The sequence below is a fragment of the Gammaproteobacteria bacterium genome, assembly GCA_040183005.1.
Lineage (GTDB): Bacteria > Pseudomonadota > Gammaproteobacteria.
The window spans coordinates 1-16,546 of sequence record JAMPIW010000006.1 but is presented as its reverse complement, the minus strand read 5'-3'; the positions used below and the strand labels follow the sequence as shown (position 1 = coordinate 16,546).

The following is a 16,546-nucleotide window of genomic DNA, read 5'->3' as shown; positions in this document are numbered from 1 at the left end:
GCGACATGGAGCGGAACTCAGGCTGCGCACCTCATTTGATTTGATCAAACGGTTTGCTATTAACAATTCTGCAACATTCGGCAGGTAAAGTACCCCCTTCTAAAGCAAGCGCATCACGTTCATGTGGGCGTGGGCGGCATATTCCTTCGATTAACCGGACTCACGAATAAAAATGTCATGAAATTGCAATCCAACAAAAAGATATCGCGCGTTTTTTTATTACTGGCGGGTTTGATGACGCTTGCTCCGGGTGTTTCTCATGCTTGGTGGAGTGACGATTGGTCGTTCCGCAAAAAAATCACCCTCAACACCACGGAAAGTGGCGTGAATATCAAGGAAAGCTTGGCGTCCGTGCCGGTCTTGGTGCGCCTGCACAGTGGCAATTTCGATTTTTTGAGTAGCAAGGAAGACGGGTCGGATCTACGCTTTGTCAGTGGCGATGACAAAACGCCGCTCAAATATCACATCGAAAAATTCGATGGATTGAATGAGCTTGCGGTGATCTGGGTGCAGGTGCCCACGTTGTCCGCGCAATCCAACGCCGATACCATCTGGTTGTATTACGGCAATGAAAAGGCGGCCACAGGCGATGATGCGAAAGGCACTTACGATGTTAATCAAGTTGCCGTCTATCATTTTGGCGGACAGGGCGCGCCCAAGGATCAGACCGCCTATGCCAACAACGCGGCGCAGTCTACTGCGAGCGAAGCCCCTGCATCATTGATCGGCGCGGGCGAAACATTCAATGGCGCAAGCACCGTCAACATCCCTGCATCACCTTCACTCGATTTTACCGCAGATAAGGGTTTCACGTTCTCCGCATGGATCAAGGCAGCCGCCGCGCAGCCGAACGCTGTGATATTTTCACAGCAGGAGGGAGCATCATCGCTGGTCATCGGTATGGATCAGGCCGGGGTGTATGCCCGCATGCCCGGCGCGGAAACAAAACGTGCCGCGCTGGCGCCGGGTGTATGGCATCACGTGGCGGTAACTGGCGGTAAACGCCTGGTTGTTTATGTTGATGGTGTTGAGGTAGCGGCAGTGGACGCTGTCCTGCCGCTACTGGGCGGGAACATCACGCTGGGTACCTCATTTACCGGTGAGATGGACGAGGTGCAGATATCAAACGTTGCCCGTTCAGCGGACTGGATTAAAGCAGCGGCGCAAGGGGAAGGTGTCGATGCGAAGTTGATCTCCTACGGCGCGGATGAACAAACTGAAGGCGGCAACACGTCTTATTTTAAGACAATCCTGCAATCCGTCACGCTCGATGGCTGGGTGGTGATTGCGATTTTGATGGTGATGGCCGTCATAAGCTGGATCGTGATGGTGAGCAAGGCGGTCGTCATCGGCAGAATGACCAGGGATAATAAAAAATTCATCATGTCATTCCAGAAAATCGCATCCGATCCAGGTGTGCTGGACAGGGATGATGATCAGGATGATCAAGCCAATAAAGAGACGCCGTTTGCCGCGGCATTGTTCGGGCGGCATGATCATTACCAAAGCTCACCGATATACCGCATCTACCATGTAGGCGTGCAGGAAATAAAACACCGCTTTGGCAACACTGACCCCAAGCTGGTAGGCAAGGCACTCTCGCCGCAGGCGATCGGTGCGATCCGCGCCAGCCTTGATGGGGCATTGGTCAGGGAAAATCAGAAGCTCTCCAGCCAGATGGTGTTGCTCACCATCGCCATCAGTGGCGGGCCATTCCTTGGGTTGCTCGGCACTGTGGTGGGGGTGATGATTACCTTTGCCGCGATTGCCGCCAGTGGCGATGTCAACGTCAATGCCATCGCGCCCGGTATTGCCGCGGCGCTGGTGGCTACCGTGGCGGGCCTGGCCGTGGCGATTCCAGCACTGTTTGGCTACAACTACCTGATCAGCAAAATCAAGAATATCACTGCGGATATGCATGTGTTCGTCGATGAGTTTGTTCATAAGCTGGCTGAGAATTACGGAAACTAGGGCTAAGGAATAAGACGATGCAAGTGCAGTCCGAAGATAAACCGTATGACGACATCAACGTCACACCCATGCTCGATTTGGCGTATGTGCTGCTGGTGATTTTTATCATCATGACGACCGCATCGGTGCAGGGTATCAAGGTCAATCTGCCCAAGGCCAGCGCCACACCCAGCCTGGCTAAACCGACCACCAAGGCGATTACGATCACAGACGCTGGGCAAATATTTCTCGACACTTACCCGGTGACAATGACGGAGCTGGAAACACAGTTGCGCAGCTATAAGGCAACCAATCCAAGCTTTCCCGTGATCATCAAGGGCGATTCCAAGGTTCAATATGAAAAGGTGATTGACGTACTGGATTTGATGGGCAAACTCGATATTACACAATTGGGTTTAGTTACACAGAAAATTGTCAAATAAGAGCGCTATGCCAGGCTCGCTTTTGTTGGGATGTAACTTGTGAGTGCCGACAAGAAGTTCCTGTTCCGCTGGGCGCCCAAATTGATGGCGGCGGCATTTATCCTGCTGTTTATTGTGGCGGCAATCTATTTTCTGAAAGACATTATTTTTGCTGATGATAGCCATAAAAAACAGGTGGTCCATGAGATCTCGTTGATAAAGCCACCGCCTCCGCCTCCAAAGCCAGAGGAAAAACCACCAGAACCAGAGGTGAAAAAAGAAGAGGTAAAAGTTCCTGAGCCGGAAACGCCCCCTCCGCCGGATCAGCCTGAGAATGCCAAGCAAGACGAACCACCGCCCGCCAATAATTTAGGGCTGGATGCCGATGGCCAGGCAGGTTCGGATTCCTTTGGTTTGGACGCCAACAAAGGTGGAAGAAGCATCATCGGCGGGGGTGGTGGTAACGGCGGTGGCGGAAATCGTTACGGCTGGTATGCGGGTATGGTAGAGAAGGGCATTCAGGATGTTTTGGATAACAATAAAGAACTCGCCAAAGATAACTATAAAGTTGTCATAAAAGTCTGGGTCAACAAGGACGGAAGTGTCGAGCGCTTCGATCTTGGCGGCTCTTCCGGAAATTCAGAGACAGATAAGGCGATAAGGACAGCGCTGAAAGAAATGACGCGGGTGAAAGAGCCGCCTCCTGATGGAATGCCGCAACCTGTAAAGCTGCGCATCACTTCGCGTTTGTTGTAAGCCGGCAGATATGCCGCATTACCCGTTGATTCTCATCCCTCCGGGGTGAGAATCGCGATGAAAAATTCACAGTTGAGAAGAACCTGGAAATGGCAATTAAAAAATTGGGTGTTACCGTCTTATCTCTCGCATTGTTTAATCCATCCGCGTGGGCCGGAGAAAAGGAAGATCTTGAAAAACTACGCGGAACTACCAAAGGATTGATTCAACTCCTGGTGGAACAGGGCGCGATTACCAAGGAAAAGTCCGGGGAGTTGATGAGCGAGATTGAGAAGTCTCCCGCTGAAACGGAAACACCGGAAGAAGAAGTAGATAAAAAAACCGTGCGTGTGCCTTACGTGCCTGAAACGGTCAAGCAGGAAATGACTGAACAGATCAGGAAGGATGTGCTGGCACAGGCCAAGCGGGAGCAGTGGGGCAAGCCCGGCGCAATCCCTGATTGGGCGCAGAAAATAAAGTGGGAAGGCGATCTTCGTCTGCGCTCACAGGGCGATATGTTCCAGAGCGATAACGCTACCTTCTTCTATAAAAACTATCTGGAGATTAATCGGGTTGGTGGCGATGCAAATACCAACAATCCCTACCTTAATACCACCGAAGATCGGCAACGCTTCCGTTTACGGGCAAGGCTGAGCATGCTCGCCGAAGTCACGCAAGGCGTCACGGCCGCATTCCGTCTGGCCACTGGTAGCGCCAATGATCCTGTTTCGACCAACCAGACGCTGGGCAACATGGGCAACCGTTTTAATTTTATGCTTGATCAGGCCTATGTCAAGCTGGAACCCTATCAATGGTTGACGGTGGCGGGAGGCAAGATACCCAACCCCTGGTTTGGCACAGACCTGGTGTGGGACGAAGATCTTAACTTCGATGGCGCCGCTGTGCAATTCAAGCCTCGCATCGGCAACGAACTGGTTTGGTTCTCGACGCTGGGTGCTTTTCCGCTGCAGGAAATTGAGTTGTCGAAAAAGGACAAATGGTTATACGGTGCGCAGACCGGAGTCGATTGGAATCGAAGCCAGTTCAGAGCAAGATTTGGCGTGGCTTATTATGATTACCAAAATATCACCGGGCAGATAAACACTGCGCCCGGCAGCCATCTACTGGATTTTACCGCGCCACAGTTTGTCCAGAAAGGCAATACCATGTTCGATATTTCACAAACCCAAAATCAAAACTTGTACGCCCTGGCATCTGAATATAAGGAACTAAATATAACCGCCAACCTCGATATATACACATTTTCCCCGGTACACGTCACGCTGACGGGTGATTATGTCAAGAATGTGGGGTTTAAAAAAGAAGACATAGTGCGGCGCACAGGGAGGGATGTCGGCCAGCAGAATCAGGCGTATATGGGCAGGGTCGCTGTCGGCATGCCGAGGATCAAACATCGCCACGATTGGCAGGTATTCGGTGGTTATAAACACCTGGAAAGCGACGCCGTATTGGATGCCTTCACCGACTCCGATTTCCATCTGGGTGGTACCAATGCCAAAGGCTGGATAGCGGGCGGTAGCTATGGTGTTGCCACCGATACCTGGCTGACCCTGCGCTGGTTGAGCGCGGATCAGATAGTTGGCCCGCCGCTTGCCATCGACGTTATGCAACTTGATTTGAACGTGAGATTTTGATCCGTGTATTTTTTAACGCAACGAAATACAGCCGGGGCCAGGCAAGAGATGAACGCCATGATCCGTAATAGAGCATTGCTTCTGATCGTAATATTCAGTCTTGGGTTGGCCGGAAATGCCATCGCTGATTCTGGTGATAAAAAGGAACGCGAGGCGCTAAGAAAAATGCGCCTCATGATGCAGACGTTTGAACAGGAAAAATCGGCCCTGCAGCAGGAAAACAACAGCCTGAATGAGAAAGTGAAGGCGCTGGGCAGTCAGGTCGGTGATATCAAAAGCGCTTCCACAAGCCAGATCAGGAAAAAGGACGCTCGCTTGGGCGAGGCTGAAAAAGAGCTGGTTACTGTCAGACAGGAAAACTTATCTCTGGTAGCCAAGCTGCAAGGCGCCCAGCAGAGCCTGGAAGAATTGACGCTGAAGCACAAGGAGGTTGTTCAGGCCGCGCAAATCAGTCTTCAATACGGCGTCAAGCAAGGCGAGGAGTCTAACAATAAGATAAAAGAGGCTGAAGCCAAAATCGCTCAGCAGTCTCAAGCGATTGATATGTGCGAGAAGAAGAACCTGGTGCTTTATGAGCTGAATGTGGAGATCCTGGATAAATACAAGAGCAAGGGTGTTTGGGGGGCATTTATTCAGACCGAGCCCTTTACGCAAATAAAACGCGTTGAAATTGAGAATACACTACAAGAATATAAGGACAAGCTTGATAGCCAGAAAATGGAAAAATCTGGCCTCGGCAAGGGAGGATACTAAACATTGGGAGCAAGGTTTTTCTAGCGGTCTTCTCTCGGACAAGTCGCGCCCTTTTATTTCCCTTCGCTTTTGGCTGATACCCCATCAATTATTCAGCCGCTTCACGTAATCAGATTGTCATATTGCCAGACTATTATTGCCCTCAGGTTACATAGCTTTTAACACCAGCGCATCCTTAATAACCGGCACTGCATTCTACGGAGATTAAATTGAGAAAAATATTGTGCCTCATGGCGTGCGCCATTCTTGCTGCGTGCTCGGTAAATCCGCCAGCACATACCGGCAATGAAGAAATTCTCAATAAACTTGTGGAGATGAGCAAGCAGATCACTACGCTAAGTGATGATGTCGGCGTGATCAAAAAGGCGTTGGCCGTTGCGATTGGCGGCGCGCCTGAGCAGCCGAAACCACCCGTTATTACAACGATTGAACTCGATGACGCCTCCCCTGTGCGGGGTGATGGAAATGCCATCGTGGCAATCGTTGAGTTTTCGGATTACCAGTGCCCATTTTGTGGCCGGTTCCATGCGCAGGTTCTTCCAGAATTGAAGAAAGAATATATAGATGCCGGTAAAGTCCGGCATATTTTTCGTGATTTTCCGCTGGATTTTCACCCTCAAGCAAAGGGTGCGGCTATTGCTGCAAATTGTGCCGGTGAGCAGAAGGCTTATTGGGAGATGCACGATAGTTTGTTTGCAAATCAGAAACGCCTTGGCGCCGCTTTTTACGAAGAGCGCGCTAAAAAGATGAACCTTAATCTGGCCTCTTTTCAGGCTTGCCTGAAAGATGCAAAGCAGGCGGAAAAAATAGAGAAGGACCTGTCTTATGGGCAAAGCCTTGGGATAGACGGGACCCCCAGCTTTTTCATTGGACGCATTGAAGGCAAGAAGCTCGTGGATGTTAAGCAGATAGTGGGTGCGCAGCCCCCGGCAGTGTTTTCCCAAGCAATTGAAGCTGCTTTGGGGAGCGCGCCTAAAAATTGATGGTTACTTTACTTGCGAGATGAGACTCCAGAGTAAGTGATATTTGATTTGTATGCCCATTTACCAGTATAGCGCCTTGACAGAAAACGGCGTTTTAGCCGCAGGCGAGGGGGTTGCCACCTCAAGCGAGGCTTTACGCCAGGAATTGGTGGGCAAGGGTCTGCTTGTACAATACATCCGTCAAAAGAATTCTGGCTTGGGCTTGCGCAGAAAGCGCATCAAGGCGGAGGAGTTTTTGCTATTCAATCAGGAATTCGTGGCACTTATACGGGCGGGCTTGACAATACCCGATGCCTTGAAGATAGCGGCAGACCGTCCTGATAGCCCGATGTTGGCCAGTCTCCTGCGGCATGTGGATGAAGAGGTGCATGGCGGTGCGCTACTTTCCGAAGCCTGTTCCAGGCATCCCGAGGTGTTCGACGGTCTTTACGTCTCTGCGATAAAAACCGGCGAAAAGACGGGCGTGCTGGCGGCAGTTCTGGAGAAATATCAAGCACATCTCAAGCGCCGGGTTGGTCTGCAGAAAACCATTTCACATGCAATGACCTACCCTGTGTTTTTGTTGCTGGTGTTAGGTACGGTGCTGGGTGTGTTGTTTTTGTTTGTCATGCCGCGTTTTGTGGCGATGTATAGCGATTTTGGCGCTGAACTGCCGCTGCCCACACAAATTCTCGTTACATTGGTAAATAAGTTGCCTTTTTATTTGCCGGTAGTGTTATTGCTGGGCACGCTCGGATGGTTCGCCATCCAAGCATGGGTTAAGACCGAGGCAGGGCGTCTGAGGGCGGATCATTTGAAGGGGCGCCTGCCGATGCTGGGGAAGATCTATCAGGATATTGCCATCGTACAATTGGTGCGGACGCTCGCCACCCTGCTCTCCGGCGGTACGCCCTTGGTCGAGGCCATGCACATCACGCAGGATTCACTTACCAATCGCGCCAAGGCATGTGCGTTGGCACAGGCCGAAAACCTAGTGATAGGAGGTCAAAGCCTGGCGTCTGCCATGCGCAGCACGCAACTCATGCCGGGAACGGCGATAAAGATGATTGAAGTGGGTGAGGCTTCGGGTGGGCTTGATGCCATGTTGGAGGAGATCGCCCAGTTCTATGAGGAAATACTAACTAATAAACTTGCACGCATGACAGCATTGATCGAGCCAATATTAATGTTGATCATGGGCATCATAATTGGTGGAACGATCATCGTGATGTATTTGCCGATTTTTCAGATTGCGGACATCGTCAAATGAGACATCCCTTCAGTTATCAGAAGTTGGGTGACATCCTGCTGGACAAGCAGTATGTCAGCCAGCATCAGATTGATGCTGTGTTGGCCGTCAAAAAGGTCCGGCTCGGCGAGGCGTTGCTTGATGAAGGCCGTATTACACCGGCACAATTGGCCGAAGCTCTGGCCGAACAGTGTGGTTTGCCCTATGTTGATTTGGAGGGATTTATCATTTCTCCAGAGTTGTATAGCTTGATATCCGCAGCACACGCCTATCAGCATGGGGTTGTTCCCTACCAGAGAGATGGAGAGGAGTTGATCGTTGTTGTTTCTCCCCCCTGCGATATTACTTTGGCAGACCATCTGGAACGTTTGAGTGGTTTGCAGGTGCGCTTATACGCCAGCAGTCCACAAGCGATTGCAGCGGTGTTGAAGCGCAGCGAGGGTAATTCCGAGGTGTTGAAGGGCGTCTCCGAGGATTTCAAGCTTGCCATCGTCAAGGAGAATGACGATGGCAGGGAGCAATACGTATCATTGGATGCGGCCAATGATGATGCTGCAAGTCCGGTCATAAAGCTCATTAACAGCATGCTGTCGGCGGCCATTCAAAAGCGCGTCAGTGACGTGCATATAGAGACCTACGAAAAGGGTATCTCGGTTAATTATCGTATCGACGGTGTTTTATACCCCGCGACCGATACGCTCGACCGGCGTCATCAGAGCGCGTTGGTGTCGCGCCTCAAAGTGATGGCGGAGTTGGACATCGCCGAAAAAAGGGTGCCGCAGGATGGACGCTTCAAGTTGCGCTTTGGTTCGCGCGACATAGATTTCAGGGTATCCATCCTGCCCAGTGTATTCGGCGAGGATGTGGTGATCCGGATTTTGGACAAATCATCCATCACCGATGGAATGAAGAGTTTACGGCTTGAAAGCCTGGGGATGGCACCGGAAATCCTGAAGAAATTTCGCAAGAGTATCCATGAACCCTATGGCATGGTGCTAATTACTGGCCCCACCGGCAGTGGAAAAACGACCACGCTGTATGCGGCGCTCAGCGAATTGAACACCGGTGATGAGAAGATCATTACTATCGAAGATCCGGTCGAGTATCAATTGCACGGCATCGTGCAGATCGCGGTAAATGAGAAGAAAAATCTTACCTTTGCCAAAGGGCTACGCTCCATCCTGCGACATGATCCCGACAAGATCATGGTAGGTGAAATACGCGATGGAGAAACAGCGCAGATTGCCGTGCAATCGGCCCTGACGGGACACCTGGTGTTTACAACGGTGCATGCAAATAGCGCCTTCGATGTTCTCGGGCGCTTCAGCCACATGGGAGTGGATACGTATAACTTCGTATCGGCGCTCAACTGTGTAATGGCGCAACGCCTGGTGCGAATCATTTGCCCGAAATGCAAGCGTCACACCACGGTTGATGATGGCCTTCTGGAGTTGTCTGGGCTCGATCCTGCGCAATATCAAAATCAGGTATGGTACGAAGGAGTCGGCTGCGATTACTGCCACGGTACGGGTTATCGCGGCCGCGCCGCTGTTACCGAGTTCCTCGCTTTGTCGCCATCCATCCGCCAGATGATCATAGAGCGACGCCCGATCAATGAGATGCAGGCGGCGGCGGTGCAGAATGGCATGGTCACATTACGTCAATCCGCGTTGGCGTTAGTGTTTTCAGGTCAAGCGACGTTGAAAGAGATTAATCGTGTCACTTTCGTTGAATAATCTTTTTGACAGAATTACGCCACGCTCTAAAACCGTGTTTGGGATCGGCATCGGCAGGGATCGTCTTTCAGTCGCACATGTTGTCACCACAAAACAGGCACGCTATATCAAACGGATCAAGCAGATAAATCTGCCCTTCACGCTATTCAGTGGCGCCCCTACGCCCGAGATAGGCGATGCGCTTTCATCCGTGCTGGACGAGTTATGTTGTGAAGTCAAGAGGTCGCATATCCCCATCCAGATTGCATTGCCTGACCCGGCAGTGAGCTTGCGAGTATTCGATCTGGATGCCATTCCTAAAACCAGCAAAGAGCAGCTGGCGCTTGCACACTGGCGGTTCAGCAAGGAATTGCATTTGGGGGGACGCGCCATTGAATGCAGTTGCCAGCCTATCGGCGTGGATAACGGCAAATATCTCTTACTGGCGATGGCTGTTGATCGGGATTGGTTGCTGTGCCTGAAGGAGGCATGCCGGACCGCGGGCGTGATTAGTACAGTCATCGACATGGCGGCATGTTACCGCTTTAACCGGTTTTATGGCCGATTCTCCTGCGATGGCGCCGATATGGTTGTTATTTCTTTGGATGACGATGCCTGGACAGTGTCCATTTCGGATGAGCAGGGTCGATTACGTTTTGTCCGCTCGCGTTGGCGTGAAACCATGCCGGAACGGGCGAAAGAATATCAGGAAATCGCCGCCGAGTCAGAAAGGTTGGTTCGCATATATACGCATTCCGCCCCTGGACGGAGCATAAAAAACATACACACGATAGGTAATGCCCAGGATATCTCTGGCGTTGCGGATTTGTTGGATAAACGCATGGTAGGGAAATGTATCAGGGTGGCCGGAGGAGTCGAATTCATGTCTACGCAAGGCATGTCCGGAAATACCGTGGACAGCATGGTATCAACCCTGTCGGCGACGATATTGCGATGAGAATTAAAACCAATTTTTCGACGTCATCCGCTGCCACGGCACCACGGATAATGGTGGTTTTATGGGTGACCGCGTTGCTGGCTATGTTGTTAGCCACTTGGATGGCTATGCAAACATCCCAGATGAAGCAGGCGAAGATCGATTTGGAGCATGAATTATCCGAACTCAAAAACAGGCACGTCGCTGGTATGCCAAAAGAATTTCCCAGCCAGAAAGAGCTTGCTACGTTGAAAAATCGTATATCCGCTGTTTCATCCATATCAAGTGGTGGGGAAAGTTCGCTATCCGCATTCCTGAGAAAAATAGAGCTGTTGCTCCCTGATGAAGCCTATCTTGTGACTCTTCATTACAAGGGAGATACCAGTGAGGCTCAGATTACGGCTGAGGCCAGCAGTGCAAAAATACTCACTGTTTTTTTGCGCGATCTTGAAAAAGAAAAAAGCTTCAATGAAGTTTTTCTGACAAAACAGTCGCAGCGTACATTGAACGATAAACAGATTGTTCAGTTCGACCTGCGGATAAAGGAACGTCTTTCATGAAGGCGGCGCATCCTTTTTCGGAAAACATAGTGTATTCGCTACGCCATCCCCTGATCAAGGCGGGGATGGTGGCTGGCGGGTGCGCCATAATCCTGGCCATTGTAGTCTGTTTTGGATATTGGATGCCTGTACGCAAGGATATCAACAGCTTCTCTGAATCGGTTAATCTCGAACGTAAGCGGATTATTGATGATACGCGCTCTGTTCAAATCTATAGCGCATATTTGAGCGCTATTAAACAACTTTCGGCCATTGATAAAAAAATAAATAGCCCTGCCGGCCATGCTGATCTTGTAAATAACATTGATAGTATTGCAATACGCAGAAAAATATCGATTATTTCTGAATCCTACGATGAGGGTAAAGAAAGGAATGGGTACACGCCGCTGTATATGGAGTTGGCATTACAGGGAGACTATCAGGGTCTGAATGAATTTCTTGTTGATATTCGTAGCCTGCCAACCTGGACTGTTGTTGGCGAGGGCTCGATAAGCCGCCTGGCAGGGCAGCAGGATTTGGTTAAGGCGCAATTGCGCTTAATAACTTATCACAAGACGGGAAGATGAAAGATTACAAGGAAATTGCCATCAGGCATCGCAATGCAATACTGCTGGTGCTGGCTTTTGTTTTGATGGCAGCCAACATATTAAATTGGGGGGCGTGGGGTCAGGTCAATTCTCGGGAGGCACACGGAATAGGGTCGACGGCAGGCGAATTCCAGGTTTCTGATTTTAAGATAAGAGATCTTAATGCGCCTGTGGAGCAGGCTAATGTGGTTGGACGTGACTTGTTCTATCCAGTTTTTGAAGAATATTCAGAACCTGTAAAAGAGACAACACCCATTGCGACGGATTATAACAATAAACCAATAGCTAATGATGAGACACCTGCCGCCGTACCGCAAAAATCTCCTGAGCAACTTGAAGAGGAGATGGCGCGCGCCGACGCCGCAAATTTTAAATATCTTGGTTCTATTTGGCACGGAGGACAAGGGCAGGCACTTTTGATGAACATGGAGAAACGATATTTTGTATTTTCTGGAGACAAGGCCGGCAGTCGCTTTGTTGTTGAAAGGATAACGAACGACGCGGTATCCCTAAAAGATCCTGTCACAAATGTGACGGCTCAAATACTAATATCGGGAGGGTCCGCGTTAAATGCGGCTCAAGAAACAAGTGATATTGAAAGATAGCGTCTAATGAATCCTATAAAAAAAATAACATGTTATTCAATGGTGGTAGTGTTGTTCCTGTTTGTTGCGGCTTGTGCCGGACCGATTCGAAAGGCGGAGAAATATGAAGATAAGCAGGAATGGATAAACGCCGTCATTGAATTCCGGAAGGCCTATAGCGATGACCCAAGGAATGTGGAGTATAAGTCACGTCTGAAGCATGCGGAATTCAAGGCGGCTGATTATTATTATCATCAAGGAATTCTTCTTTTGGAGAAGGAAAAGATTGATGAATCCATTATTCAATTCCAGCAGGGTTTGACGGCAATGCCGGGTGATGAGAGGCTAATGCAGGCGATAAACAAGGCGCTTTCGAAAAGAGAGGCCAACAATCTTTATCAGGAAGGAGTTCTGATAGAAGGCGCGGGAAATGCCGACGAGGCGAAACGCATCTTCCAGAAGGCCGTAAATATCTATCCTGATCACAAGGCAGCATCAGAGGCCATTGCCAATATTGAAAATAAAAAAAATAAGGAGTTTGATACCGAGAAATTCTCTTTGACTTCAATATCTCCCATCTCGCTTAATTTCCGTCAAGCCGATATGCGCTCTGTTTTTGAGTTCGTTGCCAAATCTTTTGGCATAAATATTATATTTGATGAGGGCGTCAAAGCTATATCTCCTGTCACAGTGTTTGCCAAGGATGTGTCTTTCGAGCAATCTTTGGCACTGATTAATGTGGCAACCAAAACTTTTTATAAAAAAATAAGTAAAAATACCATCATTGTTGTGCCGGACTCGAAGGAGAAGCGTGGCCAATATGAAGATCATGTGATGCGAACCTTTTATTTGAATACTATCCGGGCTAAGGAGGTGGTGGATATCCTGAGAGGTGTAATGACCATCAAGAAAATAATCGTCAATGAACAGTTAAACACTCTGGTTGTCCGTGATACCGAGGAGGTTATCAGGCAGGTAGCAAAAATTATTGATGTCAACGACAGAAAGCCCGCTGAAATAGTTCTGGAAGTAGAGATTTTGGAGATGAATCGCACCAAGGCCGAGCGTCTGGGTCTTGACCTTGGGTCGTATCAAATCAGCGCCACGGTTCCGTCAGCCATTGCCCTTAGTGGGTCCATTAGTGGCGCTATTGAGACGGCCTCATTACTTACGCTTCCTTCTGCGACCTTCAGGTTTTTTAAGCAGGATGTAGATGCCAGGACGCTTGCCAATCCCAAGATAAGGGTTGTGAACGGAAAATCCGCAAAAATCCATATTGGCGACCGTGTACCGTTGCGTGTTTCCACTATCATCAATACGACGGGGCAGGTGAACACTACCTATGACTACAAAGACATTGGTATAAAGCTTAGCGTTGAACCAACCATAAACCTGGATAACTCATCATCAGTAAAGCTTGGCTTGGAGGTGAGCTCCCTGGGGGCTAATCTGGGATCAGCGACAGAGCCGGCATTCCTTATTGGTAGCCGGAATGCTGAAACCTTTATGCTGTTGCGTGATGGTGAAACAGCGATTCTGGGCGGTCTTATTCGTGACGAGGATCGCAAAACGATAGTAAGGGTTCCATTGCTGGGAGACATTCCCGTAGCAGGCTCTCTATTTAGTTCTTACGATACCTCAAAAGGCCGCACAGACGTTTTGCTGACTATCACCCCGCGTGTTGTGCGAGGCTGGGATCTGCCCGCTAAGGACGCTCGCCAGTTTTATTCTGGAACGGAAGATAAATATCTTGATCAAGCACCTTTTCAGAGCCTGGTCTCTCCAGTAACGGCTGAGGTAAAGGATAGCGCAGTGATACAGGAGTCATCGCAGGCGCCGGTGAGCGAAAACCAGGCGACACCTTCATTGTCAGGCCAGTCGATCGCGCCAAGTGGCGTGGGTAATGTTATCCAAGTCCCCATCCTCGGTTTTTCTGCGCCCGCTTATACGGCCACTAATCAAAACGAGGTGGAAGTTCAGCTTCTTTTTGACAATCTTTCTAAAAATAGGGAGATTGCCACGGAAATACACTTCAACCCAAAGGTATTGGAATTTGTCGGAGGTGATGCGGGTGAGCTCAGTGTCGGGTTTTTTCAGGCAGATAAAAATGAGACAGGAGATGCTGTACGTCTAAGTGCAGGCTTTGCAAATGACGCTGTTTCTACTATGGAGAAAGGTATTCTGGCTACCCTCCGGTTCCGTGCGTTGAAGCCAGGTGTTTCCGCTCTGACATACGGTGTCTCATCGGTAAAAAATGCAGCGGGTGACATCATTAGCCCACAGTCAAATATCTCTCGTGCCATTGTACGGTAAGAAACACCATGTCCGGGGAATCACCTTCGTCGAGTTGCTGGTGACGCTAGTGATTCTTTCGATTCTCGCGGCAGTTGCTTTGCCTTATGCTGAAATTACAGTACGCCGCAACAAGGAGATAGAGTTGCGTCAGGCGCTGCGTGATATGCGTGGCGCCATCGACCGTTTTCATCTTGATTGGGAAACCGCAAAAATATCTAAACTGAATAACGCCGTTAGCGAAGACGGTTACCCGAAAACTTTGCAGGTATTGGTTGAAGGCGTGGGTGCTGATCAGGCCAAGGGTGGGAAGGTTAAATACTTGCGCCGTATTCCTGTCGATCCCTTTACAGACTCAAATAAGCCATCACACGAGCAATGGGCGCTACGTGGCTATCAGGACGTACCTGATTCAAGTTCGTGGGGCGGGGCGGATGTTTACGATGTGCGGTCAACGAGCCGTCGCAAGGCGATTGACGGCAGTTTCTACAAGGATTGGTGACATGCCCTGCGGTATTGTCCACAAAGAGCAAGGCTTTACCTTGGTGGAGCTGATGGTGGTGCTGGTTTTGATTGTCACTCTTGCCAGTCTTGCCGCACCCTTGGTAACCAACTCAATACAGCGTGGTCGTGAGGCTGTGCTCAAGGAAGATTTGCTGGTGATGCGCAAGGCGATTGATGATTACTATTCGGATACGGGAAATTATCCGGAAGATATCAAGCAACTGATGGAAAAGCGCTATCTGAGGAAAATCCCTGTTGACCCTCTCACCGAGCGCAGTGATACGTGGCGTGAGGTTCGTGATGATGCGGGGATTATAGATATAAAAAGCGGAGCGGATGGAAAAGCCGCCAATGATGAGTCCTACAGTGAATGGTAGCTTTTTTATTTTAATTTGGTTTGATGTGAGGGGCTGATCTATGAAAAAGAGTATGAGATGGTCTTCCGGCTTTACCATGATGGAATTGCTGATTGTGCTGGTTATTATCGGATTATTGGCTGCTTTGGTTGGCCCTGCGTTGTTCCAGCGCATCAATCCGGCAAAACAATCGGCGGCGCGCAGCCAGATTGAAAATTTCATGACAGCTCTTGACACCTATTTTGTCGATAATGGGCACTTCCCAACGACGCAACAGGGCTTTTTGGCGTTGCGTGTGAAACCGGAAGGCGATGAAAAGTGGGCGGGGCCTTATCTCAAAAAAGATGTGCCAAATGATCCATGGGGGAATCCATACCAATACCGTGCTCCTGGCCATAATGGCGGCTACGATATTTTATCTTTGGGTGCGGATGGAAAAGAGGGCGGTGAAAATGAAAACAAGGATATCAATAGCTGGGAGATCGACAAGAAATAGCCAGGATGGATTTACCTATATCATGGTGCTGGTCGCAGTTGTAATAACCGGCCTGATGGAAGGTGTTGCAGCAACCATCACATCGCGAGTTACGCAGGCCGAGAGGGAGAAGGAATTGCTTTTCCGTGGCCTGGCATATCAGAATGCGATAAAAAGCTATTATCAGGCCGGCAAACAACTTAATACGTTCACCTTTCCACGCTCGCTAAACGATTTACTGAAAGACCCTCGTTTTCCTAGTAGGCGTCACATTCGTGCGCTGTATGTGGACCCGATGGGGAAAGGTGATCATGAGTGGAGTGTAATCCGCGCAATTGATGGCGGCATCACCGGCGTTGCCAGCGCGAGCAAACAGAAATCGTTAAAGACCGCCAACTTTCCCGCCGGTTTGGAGTCTCTGGCGGGCAAGAAGTCCTATGCGGAATGGGTTTTTATGTATAACGCTCCCGCAGCAATTCAAGTTCCGCTTCCAGCCAGGCCAATGCCTGTGCAGCGAAATAGATAATGATTAGCGCCATCAGTAATAGATATCGGGTTGGGGGTGAGATAGCACGTAACTTCAGCCAAAATGGGTTAGCGTTTTTTGCGTAAGCCACTAATTTCGTGGCACTGGGCGCCACAGAAATTTTACTTATTTTTCAATGTCCGTGATGCAATCCTTCCTTGTGGCCCATGACATTCCTCACGAAGGTATCGTTTTCCTTGTCTCCAAGATCGGCATAAGCAAGGTGCTGATAGGACTGCATCCGCGCCTCGGAGGTCATGGTACAGGGGGCTGACGCCAGTGGG

The 16,546-nt window shown here is 49.7% G+C and carries 17 protein-coding genes; all 17 read left to right on the top strand.

Going from position 1 to position 16,546, the window contains the following annotated elements:
- Window positions 1-177: 177 nt before the first annotated feature.
- Window positions 178-1,971, top strand: coding sequence for a DUF2341 domain-containing protein (locus M3A44_05860; protein MEQ6341179.1), 1,794 nt, complete (start codon window positions 178-180; stop codon window positions 1,969-1,971).
- A gap of 17 nt (window positions 1,972-1,988) precedes the next feature.
- Window positions 1,989-2,393 (top strand): biopolymer transporter ExbD, encoded by a 405-nt coding sequence (locus M3A44_05855; GenBank protein ID MEQ6341178.1) that lies wholly within the window; start codon window positions 1,989-1,991, stop codon window positions 2,391-2,393.
- A 39-nt stretch (window positions 2,394-2,432) separates the two neighbouring features.
- The gene (locus M3A44_05850) at window positions 2,433-3,128 is read left to right on the top strand and encodes an energy transducer TonB (GenBank protein ID MEQ6341177.1); all 696 of its coding nucleotides are present in this window, start codon (window positions 2,433-2,435) and stop codon (window positions 3,126-3,128) included.
- An 89-nt stretch (window positions 3,129-3,217) separates the two neighbouring features.
- A complete protein-coding gene (locus M3A44_05845; GenBank protein ID MEQ6341176.1) occupies window positions 3,218-4,762 on the top strand; it encodes a putative porin in 1,545 nt (514 codons plus the stop codon).
- Window positions 4,763-4,810: 48 nt separating this feature from the next.
- Window positions 4,811-5,515 (top strand): hypothetical protein, encoded by a 705-nt coding sequence (locus tag M3A44_05840; GenBank protein MEQ6341175.1) that lies wholly within the window; start codon window positions 4,811-4,813, stop codon window positions 5,513-5,515.
- Window positions 5,516-5,724: 209 nt separating this feature from the next.
- Window positions 5,725-6,498: a DsbA family protein gene (locus M3A44_05835; protein MEQ6341174.1), complete on the top strand. Its 774-nt coding sequence runs from the start codon at window positions 5,725-5,727 to the stop codon at window positions 6,496-6,498.
- Between the two features lie 52 nt (window positions 6,499-6,550).
- On the top strand, window positions 6,551-7,747 hold the full coding sequence (locus M3A44_05830) for a type II secretion system F family protein (GenBank protein MEQ6341173.1): 1,197 nt from the start codon (window positions 6,551-6,553) through the stop codon (window positions 7,745-7,747).
- Window positions 7,744-9,462, top strand: a complete 1,719-nt coding sequence (locus tag M3A44_05825) for a GspE/PulE family protein (protein MEQ6341172.1) — start codon at window positions 7,744-7,746, stop codon at window positions 9,460-9,462. The genes M3A44_05830 and M3A44_05825 overlap by 4 nt, the downstream gene beginning before the upstream one ends.
- Window positions 9,443-10,399 (top strand): hypothetical protein, encoded by a 957-nt coding sequence (locus M3A44_05820; protein MEQ6341171.1) that lies wholly within the window; start codon window positions 9,443-9,445, stop codon window positions 10,397-10,399. The genes M3A44_05825 and M3A44_05820 overlap by 20 nt, the downstream gene beginning before the upstream one ends.
- Window positions 10,396-10,938 (top strand): PilN domain-containing protein, encoded by a 543-nt coding sequence (locus M3A44_05815; GenBank protein ID MEQ6341170.1) that lies wholly within the window; start codon window positions 10,396-10,398, stop codon window positions 10,936-10,938. Before M3A44_05820 ends, M3A44_05815 begins: the two co-directional genes overlap by 4 nt.
- Window positions 10,935-11,504 (top strand): hypothetical protein, encoded by a 570-nt coding sequence (locus M3A44_05810; GenBank protein MEQ6341169.1) that lies wholly within the window; start codon window positions 10,935-10,937, stop codon window positions 11,502-11,504. Before M3A44_05815 ends, M3A44_05810 begins: the two co-directional genes overlap by 4 nt.
- A complete protein-coding gene (locus M3A44_05805) occupies window positions 11,501-12,130 on the top strand; it encodes a hypothetical protein (GenBank protein MEQ6341168.1) in 630 nt (209 codons plus the stop codon). The genes M3A44_05810 and M3A44_05805 overlap by 4 nt, the downstream gene beginning before the upstream one ends.
- Before the next feature lie 6 nt (window positions 12,131-12,136).
- The gene (locus M3A44_05800) at window positions 12,137-14,422 is read left to right on the top strand and encodes a hypothetical protein (GenBank protein MEQ6341167.1); all 2,286 of its coding nucleotides are present in this window, start codon (window positions 12,137-12,139) and stop codon (window positions 14,420-14,422) included.
- Window positions 14,406-14,903 (top strand): type II secretion system GspH family protein, encoded by a 498-nt coding sequence (locus M3A44_05795; protein ID MEQ6341166.1) that lies wholly within the window; start codon window positions 14,406-14,408, stop codon window positions 14,901-14,903. The genes M3A44_05800 and M3A44_05795 overlap by 17 nt, the downstream gene beginning before the upstream one ends.
- Window position 14,904: 1 nt before the next feature.
- The gene (locus tag M3A44_05790; protein MEQ6341165.1) at window positions 14,905-15,282 is read left to right on the top strand and encodes a prepilin-type N-terminal cleavage/methylation domain-containing protein; all 378 of its coding nucleotides are present in this window, start codon (window positions 14,905-14,907) and stop codon (window positions 15,280-15,282) included.
- Window positions 15,283-15,322: 40 nt separating this feature from the next.
- Window positions 15,323-15,757, top strand: a complete 435-nt coding sequence (gene gspG / locus M3A44_05785; GenBank protein MEQ6341164.1) for a type II secretion system major pseudopilin GspG — start codon at window positions 15,323-15,325, stop codon at window positions 15,755-15,757.
- 22 nt (window positions 15,758-15,779) lie between these two features.
- Window positions 15,780-16,262, top strand: coding sequence for a type II secretion system protein (locus M3A44_05780; protein ID MEQ6341163.1), 483 nt, complete (start codon window positions 15,780-15,782; stop codon window positions 16,260-16,262).
- The last annotated feature ends 284 nt before the right edge of the window (window positions 16,263-16,546 follow it).